The organism is Amycolatopsis sp. NBC_01480, assembly GCF_036227205.1.
In the GTDB taxonomy this organism is placed as follows: domain Bacteria; phylum Actinomycetota; class Actinomycetes; order Mycobacteriales; family Pseudonocardiaceae; genus Amycolatopsis.
The window spans coordinates 9,092,429-9,105,001 of the sequence record NZ_CP109442.1; the positions used below are offsets into that span (position 1 = coordinate 9,092,429).

17 protein-coding genes are annotated in these 12,573 nt (G+C 72.3%); 5 read left to right on the forward strand and 12 right to left on the reverse strand.

What is annotated here, in order from left to right:
- Positions 1-2: 2 nt before the first annotated feature.
- Genes OG371_RS42310 through OG371_RS42360 form a run of 11 tightly spaced genes read right to left on the reverse strand, consistent with a single transcriptional unit; the run spans position 3 to position 6,956 of the window.
- The gene (locus OG371_RS42310) at positions 3-362 is read right to left on the reverse strand and encodes a hypothetical protein (RefSeq protein ID WP_329062569.1); all 360 of its coding nucleotides are present in this window, start codon (positions 360-362) and stop codon (positions 3-5) included.
- The gene (locus OG371_RS42315; protein WP_329062570.1) at positions 359-634 is read right to left on the reverse strand and encodes a hypothetical protein; all 276 of its coding nucleotides are present in this window, start codon (positions 632-634) and stop codon (positions 359-361) included. Before OG371_RS42315 ends, OG371_RS42310 begins: the two co-directional genes overlap by 4 nt.
- Before the next feature lie 2 nt (positions 635-636).
- Positions 637-879: a hypothetical protein gene (locus OG371_RS42320; RefSeq protein ID WP_329062571.1), complete on the reverse strand. Its 243-nt coding sequence runs from the start codon at positions 877-879 to the stop codon at positions 637-639.
- 34 nt (positions 880-913) lie between these two features.
- A complete protein-coding gene (locus OG371_RS42325) occupies positions 914-1,141 on the reverse strand; it encodes a hypothetical protein (protein WP_329062572.1) in 228 nt (75 codons plus the stop codon).
- A gap of 13 nt (positions 1,142-1,154) precedes the next feature.
- Positions 1,155-1,409: a hypothetical protein gene (locus OG371_RS42330; protein ID WP_091622618.1), complete on the reverse strand. Its 255-nt coding sequence runs from the start codon at positions 1,407-1,409 to the stop codon at positions 1,155-1,157.
- A 10-nt stretch (positions 1,410-1,419) separates the two neighbouring features.
- Positions 1,420-2,001, reverse strand: coding sequence for an SRPBCC family protein (locus tag OG371_RS42335; protein ID WP_329062573.1), 582 nt, complete (start codon positions 1,999-2,001; stop codon positions 1,420-1,422).
- Positions 1,995-2,915: an XdhC family protein gene (locus OG371_RS42340; RefSeq protein ID WP_329062574.1), complete on the reverse strand. Its 921-nt coding sequence runs from the start codon at positions 2,913-2,915 to the stop codon at positions 1,995-1,997. Before OG371_RS42340 ends, OG371_RS42335 begins: the two co-directional genes overlap by 7 nt.
- 10 nt (positions 2,916-2,925) lie before the next feature.
- Positions 2,926-5,313, reverse strand: a complete 2,388-nt coding sequence (locus tag OG371_RS42345) for an aerobic carbon-monoxide dehydrogenase large subunit (RefSeq protein WP_329062575.1) — start codon at positions 5,311-5,313, stop codon at positions 2,926-2,928.
- 10 nt (positions 5,314-5,323) lie between these two features.
- Positions 5,324-5,842 carry a (2Fe-2S)-binding protein gene (locus OG371_RS42350; RefSeq protein ID WP_329062576.1) on the reverse strand — a complete coding sequence of 173 codons (519 nt, stop codon included), beginning with the start codon at positions 5,840-5,842 and terminating at the stop codon, positions 5,324-5,326.
- A gap of 1 nt (position 5,843) precedes the next feature.
- Entirely contained in the window at positions 5,844-6,710 is an 867-nt protein-coding gene (locus tag OG371_RS42355; RefSeq protein WP_329062578.1) for an FAD binding domain-containing protein, read from the reverse strand.
- 9 nt (positions 6,711-6,719) lie between these two features.
- Positions 6,720-6,956: a hypothetical protein gene (locus tag OG371_RS42360; RefSeq protein WP_329062580.1), complete on the reverse strand. Its 237-nt coding sequence runs from the start codon at positions 6,954-6,956 to the stop codon at positions 6,720-6,722.
- Between the two features lie 133 nt (positions 6,957-7,089).
- Here OG371_RS42360 and OG371_RS42365 point away from each other — a divergent pair, with 133 nt between their 5' ends.
- The 4 genes from OG371_RS42365 to OG371_RS42380 all read left to right on the forward strand — a co-directional run bounded on the left by OG371_RS42365 (position 7,090) and on the right by OG371_RS42380 (position 11,350).
- Entirely contained in the window at positions 7,090-7,956 is an 867-nt protein-coding gene (locus tag OG371_RS42365; protein WP_329062582.1) for an FAD binding domain-containing protein, read from the forward strand.
- Between the two features lie 4 nt (positions 7,957-7,960).
- The gene (locus OG371_RS42370) at positions 7,961-8,434 is read left to right on the forward strand and encodes a (2Fe-2S)-binding protein (protein WP_329062584.1); all 474 of its coding nucleotides are present in this window, start codon (positions 7,961-7,963) and stop codon (positions 8,432-8,434) included.
- A complete protein-coding gene (locus tag OG371_RS42375; protein WP_329062585.1) occupies positions 8,431-10,788 on the forward strand; it encodes an aerobic carbon-monoxide dehydrogenase large subunit in 2,358 nt (785 codons plus the stop codon). Before OG371_RS42370 ends, OG371_RS42375 begins: the two co-directional genes overlap by 4 nt.
- A gap of 307 nt (positions 10,789-11,095) precedes the next feature.
- Complete coding sequence (locus tag OG371_RS42380; RefSeq protein WP_329062586.1) at positions 11,096-11,350, forward strand: hypothetical protein; 255 nt, start codon at positions 11,096-11,098, stop codon at positions 11,348-11,350.
- Positions 11,351-11,370: 20 nt separating this feature from the next.
- Here the strand turns inward: OG371_RS42380 and OG371_RS42385 are convergent, their stop codons facing one another.
- The gene (locus tag OG371_RS42385) at positions 11,371-11,778 is read right to left on the reverse strand and encodes a winged helix-turn-helix transcriptional regulator (RefSeq protein ID WP_442876043.1); all 408 of its coding nucleotides are present in this window, start codon (positions 11,776-11,778) and stop codon (positions 11,371-11,373) included.
- Positions 11,779-11,867: 89 nt separating this feature from the next.
- On the opposite strand from OG371_RS42385, the gene OG371_RS42390 reads away from it, so the two are divergent.
- On the forward strand, positions 11,868-12,521 hold the full coding sequence (locus OG371_RS42390) for an NAD(P)-dependent oxidoreductase (RefSeq protein ID WP_329062587.1): 654 nt from the start codon (positions 11,868-11,870) through the stop codon (positions 12,519-12,521).
- Positions 12,522-12,573: the final 52 nt, after the last annotated feature.

The window sequence follows — 12,573 nt, forward strand, 5'->3', positions numbered from 1 at the left end:
CCTCAGCGGGGCGCGAACCCCACCGCGTCGTGAAGCCGGGACCGCCGCGTCCCCGAGGCAGGCCGGGCCGGTGGACGCGCCTCCGTCGGCGGAGCGTAGGTCGCGCCGACCACGATCTCTTCCGCCATCCCGTAAAGCAGCGGCAGCGCTCCCGCGACCACCCCGCCAGTGCGGTTGATGTGCGAGACACCCGGCACGATCGCCGCAGCGTGGACATTGATGCGGCGGACCGTTTCCGCGCAGTCCTCCAGATTCGCCGCAACCCGGGCGAGCAGCGTGCCCACCCAGAACAGGTACACCGCCAGCCCGGCGATCAGCAGCACGATGTCGGCCACGGTCAGGACGACCAGCGTGGTGGTCATGACTTCACCTTTCCGAGCACCCGGCCGAGGAACAGGTGGTGCTGCAGGCCTTCGGCGAGGACGGCGTCGACGCGGGCGGCCGTCTCCGGGATCAGCGTGGTGTGCTGGGTGTTCTCCGCGGCGCCGTGCAGGGTGTCGCGAATGCCCGCCACGCGGCGGTCGATGATCTTCACAAAATAGATCAGCAGGCTCAGCAGCGCGGCGACCGCCAGCACCACCACGAAACCGGCGATGATCGCGACCCACCACAGGGTCTGGTCCGTCGAGGACATGGCTAGCCTCCCAACCGCACGCGGCCGCGCCGCAGCCCGGCCACGATCACCTCGGCGTGGTCGATGGTGGTGCGCAGCCCGGTCAGCGCGGCGGTGTTCGCCTCGGCCGCCTTGAGCTGCTCGTCGATCAGCGGGGCCGCGCGGCCGATCGAGCGGACCAGCGCCAGGATCGGCACCACCAGCGCGACGACGGCCAGCACGACCACGACCCCGATCGCGAACCCGACGATCCAGCCCGCCGTCATGGCGCGCTCCTCTCCCGAAAACTGTCCATTGTGGTCACACCGTCTCGCAGAAGTCGCGCACCGGCTTGAGGCTCGCGTTCACCGAGGCGAGGGCGGCGGGCACCGGCGCGGTGCGCTCCGCGACCAGCGTGACCCCGCCCAGCACCGAGCCGAGCGTCCGCCGGACGTGGCGCAGGTGCAGGATGACGCGCAGCAGCCCGACGGCGGCGAACAGGATGATCAGCGCGGCCACGGCGAGCGTGGCCCAGGCGGCAGCAGGCATAGCGGGATTCCTTTCAGCCCAGGAGTTTCGCGACGCTGCCGGCGTACCGGGTCGCGCCGGCGGCCACTTCGTCGATGGTGCGGCCGGTGCGGGCGAGCGCCGCGGGCACCGGTTCCAGCCGCCCGGCGAGCTCACCACCGCCCGCGAGGATGTCGTCGGCCGCGGCGCGGATCCGCTCCACCGCGGCCAGGACCCGGTTGAGCAGGGCGATCACGACGGGCAGCACGACGAGCAGCAGCACGGCGTTGCCGATCCACCACAGGACCATGGTCGCCTCCTCAGGCCGGGGTACTCGGGTAGGGCAGGAAGAACCGGCGGAACACGCGTCTGAGCGCCATCAGCGCCGCCTGCAGCCCGATCCGGAACCCGCGGGCCGGGGCCGCGTGCCGGGCCGCCGGGTCCTCGCCGCGCTCGGCGCGCGCGATGCCGTCCTGCAGGTTCACCGCGAAGTCACGCATCAGCACCGAGGTGACGTCGGCGATCATGCCGCGGCCGTACTGCGCCGCGGCGCCGGAGATCTGCAGGTCCTGGTCGACGTCCACGCGTGTGCCGCTGCCGGAGCGGACCAGGGTCGCGGTGATGGTCATGCTCGCCTCGCCGCGGCCCTTCTCCTCCGAGCCGGCGGCGTCGACGACGATCCGCTGGGCCGCGTCGTCGCGCTCGGTGATCGTGGCCGTGCCGCCGAACCGCAGCGACACCGGCCCCATCCGCACGCTGACGCGGCCCTTGTACCGCTCGTCACCGAGGTCTTCGGTCAGCTCCGCGCCGGGCAGGCAGGCCGCGACCCGCGGCACGTCGTCGAAGAACCGCCACACCTTGTCCACCGGCTGCGCGACCTCGAACTGGTTCCGGATCAGCATCGGGTCTCCTTCTTCGCGTAAACGGCCGGGTCGCGCTGGAACTCGGCGCGGCAGCCGGAGCAGCAGAAGCTGTACTCGGCGCCCTCGTACTCGACCGGGTCCGCCGCGGGCACGGTCATGCCGCACACCGGGTCCACGGCCTCGGGCAACTCGGTGACAACGGCCACCGGCGCCGAACGAGCGGCCCGGGCCCGCACCAGCTCGGCCAGGATCGCGACGGCGATCTCCCGGTGCGACACGCGGCCCAGGTCCAGCCCGGCCGGCACCTGCACGCGGGCCAGGTCCTCGGCGGGCACACCGCGGTCGGCCAGGTAGCCGAGCACCGCCTGGCCACGGCGGAGCGAGGCGACCAGGCCGAGGTACGCGGGCCGGGCGGCCAACGCGCGCTCCATCGACTCTTCGTCGTTGTGCCCCTGCGTCGCGATGACCACAAAGGACTGTGCGGTCACGCCCGTGAACTCGGGATTCTCCAGCCGCTCGGCGCGCCAGCCCAGCGTCGCCGCCAGCTCGACGAGCGTGGTGGCCATCGGCGAACGCCCGACCACCACCAGGTGCGGCGCGGGCTCCACTGGCTCGATGTACACCTCCAGCGCCCCTTCGCTCTGGCACGAGATCGGCACCACGGTCATGCCGTCCGGCACCGCGGCGCCGAACTGGTCCGGGGTGCCGAGCAGCAGCAGCCGCGGCGTGCCCTCGGCGAGCGCCTGGCGGGCCTCGCGGACCACCGTCGGCTCGGCGCAGGCCCCGCCGATCCAGCCGCGCAGCTCGCCGGAGGCGGTGATGATCGCGCGGCAGCCTTCCTTGCCCGACGACGGTCCCTGCCGCCACACCACCGTGGCCAGCGCGAACGCCTCACCGCGGCGGGCCAGCTCCCCCGCCTGCTCCAGCACGCCCCAGCCGTCCGGCTCCGCCATGCCGCTCACCTCAGTCCGTCCGCACCGGCGGCGCGCCGGAGACGTCGCGCCGGTAGCGCAGCGCCTCCCACACCCGGTCGGGCAGCAGCGGCATGTCGATGTTGCGCACGCCGGCGTCGCCGATCGCGTCCATCACCGCGTTCACGAACGCCGCCGGCCCGCCGACCGCCGCGCACTCCCCCACACCCTTGGCACCGATCGGATGATGCGGCGACGGCGTGACGACCTCGCTGTGCAGCTCGAAACCGGGCGTCTCCCACGCGGTGGGCAGCAGGTAGTCCATGTAGTTCGAGCCGACGCAGTTGCCCTCGGCGTCGAAGGTGATGGACTGCATGTTGGACATCGCGTACGCCTCGGTCAGCCCGCCCATGATCTGGCCCTCGACGATCATCGGGTTGATCCGCACGCCGCAGTCGTCGACCGCGACCAGGTTCAGCACGTCCCACACCCCGGTCTCCGGGTCCACCTCCACGGTGGCGATGTAGACGGCGAACGGCCAGGTCAGGTTCGGCGGGTCGTAGTAGGCGTTGTTCTCCAGGCCCGGCTCCATGCCGTCGGGCATGTTGCCGTACGCGGCCATCGCGCACTCCTGGATCGTCACGCCGCGGTCCGGCGCGCTGCGCACGAAGAACCGGCCCAGCTCCCATTCGACGTCCTCTTCGGACACTTCCAGCAGGTGCGCGGCGAGCTTGCGCGCCTTGGCCCGGATCTTGCGCGACACCATGGAGATCGCCGCGCCCGCGACCGGCGTGCTACGGGAGGCGTAGGTGCCCATGCCGAACGGCGCGGTGTCGGTGTCGCCCTCCTCCACCGTGACGTCGTCGGCCGGGATGCCCAGCTCGTGGCTGACGATCTGGGCCCAGGTGGTCTCGTGGCCCTGGCCCTGGCTCTTCGCGCCGACCCGCAGCAGCGCCTTGCCGGTCATGTGCACCCGCAGCTCGGCGGAGTCGAACATCTTGATGCCGAGGATGTCGTACTCGCGGCTGTTGCCGGCGCCGAGCGGCTCGGTCATGGTGGAGATGCCGATGCCGAGCAGGCGCCCGCGCGAGCGCGCTTCTTCCTTCTGCCGCAGGAAGTCCTCGTAGCCGACCGCCTTGAGGCCGACGTCGAGGCAGGCCTCGGGCTGGCCGGAGTCGACCAGGAAGCCGAACGGCGTGCGGTGCGGGAAGGCGTCCGCCTTGACGAAGTTGAGCCGGCGGAACGCGGCCTGGTCCATCCCGAGGTCGGCGGCGGCCTGGTGGACCATGCGCTCCTGGAAGAACATCGCCTCGGTGACGCGGAACGAGCACCGGTACGCGACGCCGCCGGGCGCCTTGTTGCTGTACGTGCCGCGCGCGGTCAGGTGCGCGGCCGGGATGTCGTAACAGGCGAACGCCGAGTGCAGCAGCCCGATCTTGAACTTGCTCGGCTGGGCGTCGGCGAAAAACGCGCCGTGGTCGGCGTCGGCGTGGATGCGGACGCCGAGGATCTTGCCGTCCTCGCGCAGCGCCATCTCGCTGTCGAGGTACATGTCGCGGGCGAAGCCGGTGGAGATCAGGTTGCCGGTCTTGTCCTCGATCCACTTCACCGGCCGCTCCAGCAGGATGGAGCACAGGATCGCGCACACGTAACCCGGGTACACCGGCACCTTGTTGCCGAAGCCGCCGCCGATGTCCGGCGAGATGATCCGGATCAGGTGCTCGGGCAGCTCGGCCACCATCGACACCGCGGCGCGGATGATGTGCGGCGCCTGCGTGGTCATGTAGACGGTGAGCTTGCTGGTCGCGCGGTCGAAGTCCGCGACGGCGCCGCAGCACTCGATTGGCGAGGGGTGCGAGCGCGGATAATGCAGGCGCAGCTTCGAAATCCGGTCCGCCTGCTCGAACGCGCGGTCGGTGCCGGCCTTGTCCCCGACCTCCCAGTCGTAGATCACGTTGCCGGTCTGGCCGGCCTTGTCGTCGCGGATCACCGGCGCGCCCTCGGCCACGGCCTGGAGCGGGTTCACGATCACGGGCAGCGGCTCGTACTCGACGTCGATCGCCTCGCAGGCGTCCTTAGCGATGTACGGGTCGTCGGCGACCACGCAGGCGACCTCCTGGCCCTGGAAGCGCACCTTGTCGGTGGCGAGCACGGCCTGGGTGTCGTAGGAGAGCGTGGGCATCCACGCCAGGTTGCGCGTCGCGGCCATCTCGCCGGTCAGCACCAGCCGCACGCCCGGGATCGCCCAGGCCCGGCTGGTGTCGATCGACTTGATCCGCGCGTGCGCCAGCGGGCTGCGCAGGATCTCCAGGTGCAGCATGCCCGGCAGCACGATGTCGTCGGTGTAGTTGCCACGGCCGCGGATGAACCGGCTGTCCTCGACCCGCTTGCGGCTCGCGCCGAGCCCGCCGATCTTGTTCTCGTCCAGTGCCTGGGACACGTCGATCCTCCTATTCGGACCGCAGCGCGGCGGCGGCCCACAGCACCGACTTCACGATGTTCTGGTAACCCGTGCAGCGGCACAGGTTCCCCGACAGCGCCCAGCGGACGTCCTCTTCGGACGGTTCCTGGTTCTCGTCCAGCAGCGCCTTGGCCGAGAGCATCATCCCCGGCGTGCAGAAGCCGCACTGCAGGCCGTGCTCCTCGCGGAAGCCCTCCTGCAGCGGGTGCAGGCCGCTCTCGGTGGCCAGCCCCTCGACCGTGGTGACCTCGTGCCCGTCGGCCTGCACGCCGAGCATGGTGCACGACTTCACCGCGCGGCCGTCGACGAGCACGGTGCAGGCGCCGCAGTTCGTGGTGTCGCAGCCCATGTGCGTGCCGGTGAGCCGAAGTCCCTGGCGCAGCAGGTGGACCAGCAGCAGCCGCGGCTCGCACTCGACCACGCGCCGCTCGCCGTTCACGGTCACCGTCACGCGTCGTACTGGCACGTCGCCGGCGGCCTCTTCGCGGATTTCGTGGACACTGGTCATCTCACGCCGCCCTCTCCTTGGTGCGGCCCAGCGCGCGCACCACGAAGGTGCGCACCATGTGCCGTTTGAATTCGGCCGTGCCGCGGTGATCGGACTTCGGGCGCGCGGCTTGGGCAGCCAGCTCCGCCGCGTGCTCCACGGACTCCTCCGTGAGCGGCCCGCCGACCAGTGCGTGCCCGGCTTCGACGGCCTCGATGGTCGCGCCGCCCACTCCGGTGAGCGCGATGCCGGCCCGGGTCACCGTCTCCCCGGTGGTCTCGATCGCGACCGCGACGCCAACCGTGGCGAAGTCCCCGACCCGGCGTTCCAGCTTCAGGTAACCGCCGCCGGGAATGCCGCGGGGCGCGGGAATCACGGCCTCCACGGCGATCTCGTCCGGCGCCAGCGCGTTCTGGAACGGCCCGGTCACGAACTCGCGGGCCGGGATCGTCCGCCGTCCGCCCGGGCCGGCCGCGACGACCGAGCCGCCGAGCGCCAGCACCACCGCGGCCCAGTCGCCCTGCGGGTCGGCGTGGCACAGCGAGCCGACCAGGGTGCCGCGGTTGCGCACGATCGGGTCGGCGATCAGCGGCGCGGCCGCGGCCATCGTCGGCTGGGTGCTCTTGAGCAGCGCCGAGCGCTCGAGGTCGGCGTGCCGGCACAGCGCGCCGACGTGCAGCGCACCCGAGGCGTCCAGCTCGTGGTGTGCCAGGCCCGGCAGGTTGTTGATGTCCACCAGCAATGCGGGCGCGGCGAAGCGGAGTTTCATCAACGGCACCAGGCTCTGCCCGCCGGCCAGTACCTTGGCCTCGTCGCCGTGCTGGTGCAGCAGGTCGAGCGCCTCCGCCAGCGAGCGGGGCGCTTCGTAACGGAACCGGGACGGGTACACGCGGGCCCCTCAGTCTCGATCGGGCGGTTCGGGCACGGCGGTGGGGAGGGTGTCCTCCTCCGGCTCCGGGCGCGGGCGCTGGTGCGGGGGCCACGGCCCGGCGACCGGGCGGCCCGCCACCTTCAGGAAGTCGACCAGCTCGGGCCAGGCCCACACGGTCGGGCTCTTGCCCTCTTTCGGGGCGTCCTCGACGAGCTCGTACAGCCGCGGGTTGCCCCGGCTGTGCCCGTCGGACTCGATCCGCATGACGCGCACCCGCTTCCGCCGTTGGTCAGGTGCGGTGATGCTCCACCCGGGCGAACGCCGGGACAACGCGCGATTAACCCTTTGCTTAACCCCGCTATTGCGGGTGGCCGCGGCGGCGGGGACGATCGCTTTCATGCAGGTGCCGGCGCAGTTCGAGTACGAGCGGGCCTCGAGTGTCGAGCACGCGCTCGCGCTGCTGGCCAAGTACGGCCCGGAAAGCCGCGTGATCGCGGGCGGGCACAGCCTGATCCCGATGATGAAGCTGCGGCTCGCCCGGCCCGAGGCGCTGATCGACGTCAACGAGCTGGCCGAGCTGGCCACGATCGAAGCGGCCGGGGGCGAGCTGCGGATCGGCGCGCTGGTGCGGCACGCCGAGCTGCTCGCGTCCGAAGTCGCGGGAGAGCTGTTCCCGATCCTGCATGACGCGGAGCGGGTGATCGCCGACCCGATCGTGCGCAACCGCGGGACGATCGGCGGCTCGCTGTGCCAGGCCGATCCTTCGGAAGACCTCTCGGCCGCCTTCACCGCGGTCCGCGCGATCGCCGTGATCCGCGGTGAAGACGGCGAGCGGACGGTGCCGGTGCGCGATTTCTTCGCCGGCCCGTACGACACGGTGGTCGGCCCGGCCGAGCTGCTCGTGGAGCTGCGGCTGCCGATCCGGCCCGGGCTCGGCAGCGCGTACACGAAGGTCGGCCGGCGCGCGGGTGACTGGGCGGTGGCCGCGGCCGGCGCCGCGCTCACCCTCGACGGCCCGGACGTCGCCGAGGCCGGGATCGGGCTCACCGCCGTCGGCGCGCCCCGGTTCGTCGCGGCCGAGGCGGAGGACTTCTTACGCGGCGGCGCCGCGACGCCGGACCGGTTCGAGCAGGCCGGGGTGATCGCCGCCGAGCACTGCTCCCCCGCCGCCGACCAGCGCGGCCCGGTCGACTACAAACGCCACCTCGTCGCCACGCTGACCGCGCGCGCGCTGCACCTGGCCCAGGCCCGGGCGGAGGGCTGAAGGCGTGGAGATCACCGTGACGGTGAACGACGAGCAGTACCGCCGCTCGGTCGAGCCCCGCCTGCTGCTGGTGCATTTCCTGCGCGACGACCTCGGCCTCACCGGCACCCACTGGGGCTGCGACACGTCCAACTGCGGCGCTTGCGTGGTGTGGCTCGACGAGGTGCCGGTGAAGTCGTGCACGGTGCTCGCCGCGATGGCGGACGGCAAGCGCGTCCGCACCGTCGAAGACCTCGCGTTCGGCACGGCGCTCGACCCGGTGCAGCAGGGTTTCGTGCAGTGCCACGGGATCCAGTGCGGGTTCTGCACACCGGGCCTGCTGATGACCGCGCGCTGGCTGCTCGACCACGACCCCGATCCGGCCGAGGGCACCATCCGCGAGGCCATCTCCGGGCAGCTGTGCCGCTGCACCGGGTACGAGAACATCGTGCGCTCGATCCGCTGGGCCGCCGAGCACCCGGACGGGGTCACGCCATGACCAGCGCGCTCGGCTACGGTTCGTTGCCCCGTAAGGAAGACGCGCGATTCGTACGCGGGCGCGGCACGTTCGTCGACGACGTCGTGCTGCCCGGGATGCTGCACGGCGCGGTGCTGCGCAGCCCGCACGCCCACGCACGGCTGATCTCGGTCGACACCAGCGCCGCCGAGGCGCACCCGAAGGTGCGGGCGGTGCTCACCGGCGCGATGCTCGCCGAGCGCGGGATGGCGTGGATGCCGACGCTCTCACACGACGTCCAGGCTGTGCTCGCCACCGACAAAGTCCGGTTCCAGGGCCAGGAAGTCGCGTTTGTCGTCGCGGAGGACCGGTACGCCGCCCGTGACGCGCTGGAGCTGATCGACGTCGAGTACGAGCCGCTGCCGGCCGTGATCGACGGGCTCGCCGCGCTCGAGCCCGGCGCCGAGGTGATCCGCGACGACCTCGGCCGCACCGACAACCACGTGTTCGACTGGTCCTCCGGCGACGCGGACGCGACCGAGGCGGCCATCGCCGGCGCGGAAGTCGTTGTCCGCCAAGACATGCTCTACCCGCGGGTGCACCCGGCGCCGCTGGAGACCTGCGGCGCGGTGGCCGACATCGACGCCGTCACCGGCAAGCTCACGGTCTGGGTCACCGCGCAGGCCCCGCACGCGCACCGGCTGCTGTACTCGCGCATCACCGGCCTGCCCGAGCACCGGATCCGGATCATCGCGCCGGACATCGGCGGCGGCTTCGGCAACAAAGTCGGGCTGTACCCCGGTTATCTGTGCGCGGTGGTCGGCTCGATGCTCACCGGGCGGCCGGTGAAGTGGACCGAGGACCGGTCCGAGAACCTGATGAGCACCTCGTTCGCCCGCGACTACCATATGAGCGGCGAAATCGCGGCCACGCGCGAGGGAAAACTGCTCGGCCTGCGCGTGCACGTGGTCGCCGACCACGGCGCGTTCAACGGCACCGCACAGCCGTCGAAGTTCCCGGCCGGGTTCTTCCACGTGTTCACCGGCTCGTACGACCTGCCGGTGGCGCACTGCGCGGTCACCGGCGTGTACACGAACAAGGCGCCCGGCGGGGTGGCGTACGCGTGCTCGTTCCGGATCACCGAAGCGGTGTACGTCGTCGAGCGGATGATGGACCTGCTCGCGCGCGAGCTGGGGCTGGACCCGGCCGAGCTGCGGATGCGGAACCTGTTGCGCCCCGAGCAGTTCCCGTACACCTGCGCGACCGGCTGGGAGTACGACTCGGGCGACTACCCGCGCGCGCTGGAGCTCGCCAAGCAGATCGCCGGTTACGACGGGCTTCGCCGTGAGCAGGCGGAAAAACGCACGCGGGGCGAGCTGATGGGCGTCGGGCTGAGCTTCTTTACCGAGGCCGTCGGCGCCGGCCCGCGCGAGCACATGGACATCCTCGGCTTCGGCATGGCCGACGGCGCCGAGCTGCGCGTGCACCCGACCGGCTCGGCCGTGCTCCGGCTGTCCTGCATGTCCCAGGGACAGGGCCACGAAACGACGTTCGCGCAGCTGGTGTCCGAGGAGCTGGGCATCGCGCCGGACGAGGTCGAGGTGGTGCAGGGCGACACCGACCACACCCCGTTCGGGCTGGGCACCTACGGCTCACGCTCGACGCCGGTCTCCGGTGCGGCCGCGGTTACGGTGGCGCGCAAGGTGCGCGAGCGGGCGCGGCAAGTGGCGTCGGCGATGCTGGAGGTGAGCCCGGACGACTTGGAGTGGGAGCGCGGGCGCTGGTTCGTGCGCGGAGTTCCCGGCCGCGGGGCCACGATCCGCGAGATCGCGCTGGCGGCGCACTCGGACCTCGCGCTGCCCGAGGGCGTCGAGGGGCATCTGGACGCGAGCACGGTGTACAGCCCGCCGAACCTGACCTACCCGTTCGGCGCGTACATCTGCGTGGTGGACGTGGATCCCGGGACCGGGCAGGTGACCGTGCGCCGGTTCGTCGCGGTGGACGACTGCGGGGTGCGGATCAACCCGATGATCGTGGCCGGCCAGGTGCACCGCGGCCTCGCCGACGGCATCGGGATGGCGCTGATGGAGCTGATGGCGTTCGACTCCGACGGCAATCACTTGGGCGGCTCGTTCATGGACTACCTGCTGCCGACGGCGCTGGAGTGCCCTTCGTGGGAGCTGGGCGAGACCGTCACCCCGTCGCCGCACCACCCGATCGGCGCGAAGGGCGTCGGCGAATCGGCGACCGTCGGCTCCCCCGCCGCGGTGGTGAACGCGGTGCTCGACGCGCTCGCCCCGTTCGGCGTCCGGCACGCCGACATGCCGCTCACCCCGGCGGCGGTCTGGCGCGCGATGCAGGGAAGTCCACTTCGGACAGACCTGGCGATCACCTGAGCCCGCCGGGTGTTCCGCCCCAATGTGGCATTGGGTGCGTTGAGCGCAACCAATGTGGCATTGGGGCGCATTCCCCGCCGCCCGGCGGCGGGCGGCGGGCGGCGGCGGTGCGGGCCCGCTGCGCGCAGCGGGCCCGGCAGATTGGTCTGCACCTTTACGCCGAGCGGCAGCCGACGCGCCGTGAGCGGTCGGCGGGGTGCCGTTCGGCGCAGGTCGCGCGGCGATGGGCGCTGCCGGTGAACCGTTCCCGCACGGGGTCCGTTTTCCCTGGTAGAAACGCAGAAAGCAGCCCCAGGAGGAACCCGTCATGCCCGCGATCCTGCTCACGAACCGCTCGCTCGCCATGCTCCGCGCGGTCGCCGCCGGCCGGGCCGACCTGGGCGCGGGCAGCGAGCCCGACCTCCGCGTCGACGGGCTGCCCTGCTGCGACCAGCCGGCCGCGCACCGGCTGTTCCACGACGGCCTGGTCCGCCCCGCCGGCCCGGCCCGCCCGGGCCAGTGGACCCCGGCCGAGCTGACCGCGGCGGGCGAGCTGGCCCTCGGCCTGCCCGCCGCCGCCTGACCTGCGCTGAGCCGCCGGCGTTATCCGGCGACGCCGGCCGGAGTCCGGTCCGCGAGGTCGTAGGCCTCCTGCGACGCCGAGACGTCGACGAGGTGCTCGACCGCCCATTCCTGGAGCGCGCGCAGCGGCTCACGCAGGGTGCGGCCCGCGTCGGTGAGCGCGTACTCGACGCGGACCGGGACCTGGGGGTACACGGTGCGGCGCACGAGCCCGTCCCGTTCGAGCCCGCGCAGGGTCTGGGTGAGCATCTTCTGCGAGATGCCCTCGATGCGCCGGCGCAGCTCCGAGAACCGGGCGTCGCCCTCCCAGAGCACGCCCACGATGAGCACCGTCCACCGGTCGCCGACGCGGTCCAGGATGCGGCGGGTCGGGCAGTCGGCGCGGTAGGGGCTGCCGAGCAGCGTCGACTCGGCTGGTGTGGTTACCACAAAGTGCCTTCTTCCCATCGGAGAGCTGCGCTCATACGGTAACCACAGGGCGTCGTCCGACGCCACCTCTGCTCGCAGAAAGGCACCCCGTGTCTCGTATCACCGTCATCGGCGGCACCGGTTACGCCGGCTCGGCCCTCGTCGCGGAGGCCGCCTCGCGCGGTCACCAGGTCACCGCGCTGAGCCGCTCGCAGCCCGCCGAGCCGATCCCGAATGTCACCTACACCGCCGGAGACGCCACCGACGAGGCCACGCTGTCCTCGGTCATCGCCGGCGCCGAGATCGTGGTGGACGCGATCGCCCCGCGCGGCCCGGCCGGCCACGCCCGCAACGTCCACCGCATCATCGCGCGCCTGGCCGATGCGGCGGGCGTGCGCCTGTTCATCGTCGGCGGCGCCTCGTCGCTGCGCCCGGCTCCCGGCGCGGGCCGCTTCGTCACCGACCCCGCCCACCTCGGCGCCATTCCCGAGGAGCTGCACGCCGAGATCCGTGACGGCGCGGCGTTCATCGTCGAGGACCTCCCGGCCACGCCCGCGACCCTCGACTGGGTCTACGTGAGCCCGGCGCTCAAGTTCGGCGCCCACGCGCCCGGCGAGCGGCTCGGCCACTACCGGCTCGGCGACGACGTCACCGTCGCGCCCGAGGACGGCGGCGCGATCTCCGCCGCGGACTACGCCCTCGGATTCCTCGACCTGGTCGAGAAGGGCGAGCACCACCGCACCCAGGCCAACCTCGCCCACTGAGCCGGGGCCGGGCTGCCGCCGGGGCGATGCCGGTTGTCCGGCGTTCTGTCCG

Excerpts from the sequence above, each read along its gene's own strand:
- OG371_RS42310 (WP_329062569.1), bottom strand. The coding sequence starts at position 362 with ATGACCACCACGCTGGTCGTCCTGACCGTGGCCGACATCGTGCTGCTG.
- OG371_RS42315 (WP_329062570.1), bottom strand. The coding sequence starts at position 634 with ATGTCCTCGACGGACCAGACCCTGTGGTGGGTCGCGATCATCGCCGGT.
- OG371_RS42320 (WP_329062571.1), bottom strand. The coding sequence starts at position 879 with ATGACGGCGGGCTGGATCGTCGGGTTCGCGATCGGGGTCGTGGTCGTG.
- OG371_RS42325 (WP_329062572.1), bottom strand. The coding sequence starts at position 1,141 with ATGCCTGCTGCCGCCTGGGCCACGCTCGCCGTGGCCGCGCTGATCATC.
- OG371_RS42330 (WP_091622618.1), bottom strand. The coding sequence starts at position 1,409 with ATGGTCCTGTGGTGGATCGGCAACGCCGTGCTGCTGCTCGTCGTGCTG.
- OG371_RS42335 (WP_329062573.1), bottom strand. The coding sequence starts at position 2,001 with ATGCTGATCCGGAACCAGTTCGAGGTCGCGCAGCCGGTGGACAAGGTG.
- OG371_RS42340 (WP_329062574.1), bottom strand. The coding sequence starts at position 2,915 with ATGGCGGAGCCGGACGGCTGGGGCGTGCTGGAGCAGGCGGGGGAGCTG.
- OG371_RS42350 (WP_329062576.1), bottom strand. The coding sequence starts at position 5,842 with ATGACCAGTGTCCACGAAATCCGCGAAGAGGCCGCCGGCGACGTGCCA.
- OG371_RS42360 (WP_329062580.1), bottom strand. The coding sequence starts at position 6,956 with ATGCGGATCGAGTCCGACGGGCACAGCCGGGGCAACCCGCGGCTGTAC.
- OG371_RS42365 (WP_329062582.1), top strand. The coding sequence starts at position 7,090 with ATGCAGGTGCCGGCGCAGTTCGAGTACGAGCGGGCCTCGAGTGTCGAG.
- OG371_RS42375 (WP_329062585.1), top strand. The coding sequence starts at position 8,431 with ATGACCAGCGCGCTCGGCTACGGTTCGTTGCCCCGTAAGGAAGACGCG.
- OG371_RS42380 (WP_329062586.1), top strand. The coding sequence starts at position 11,096 with ATGCCCGCGATCCTGCTCACGAACCGCTCGCTCGCCATGCTCCGCGCG.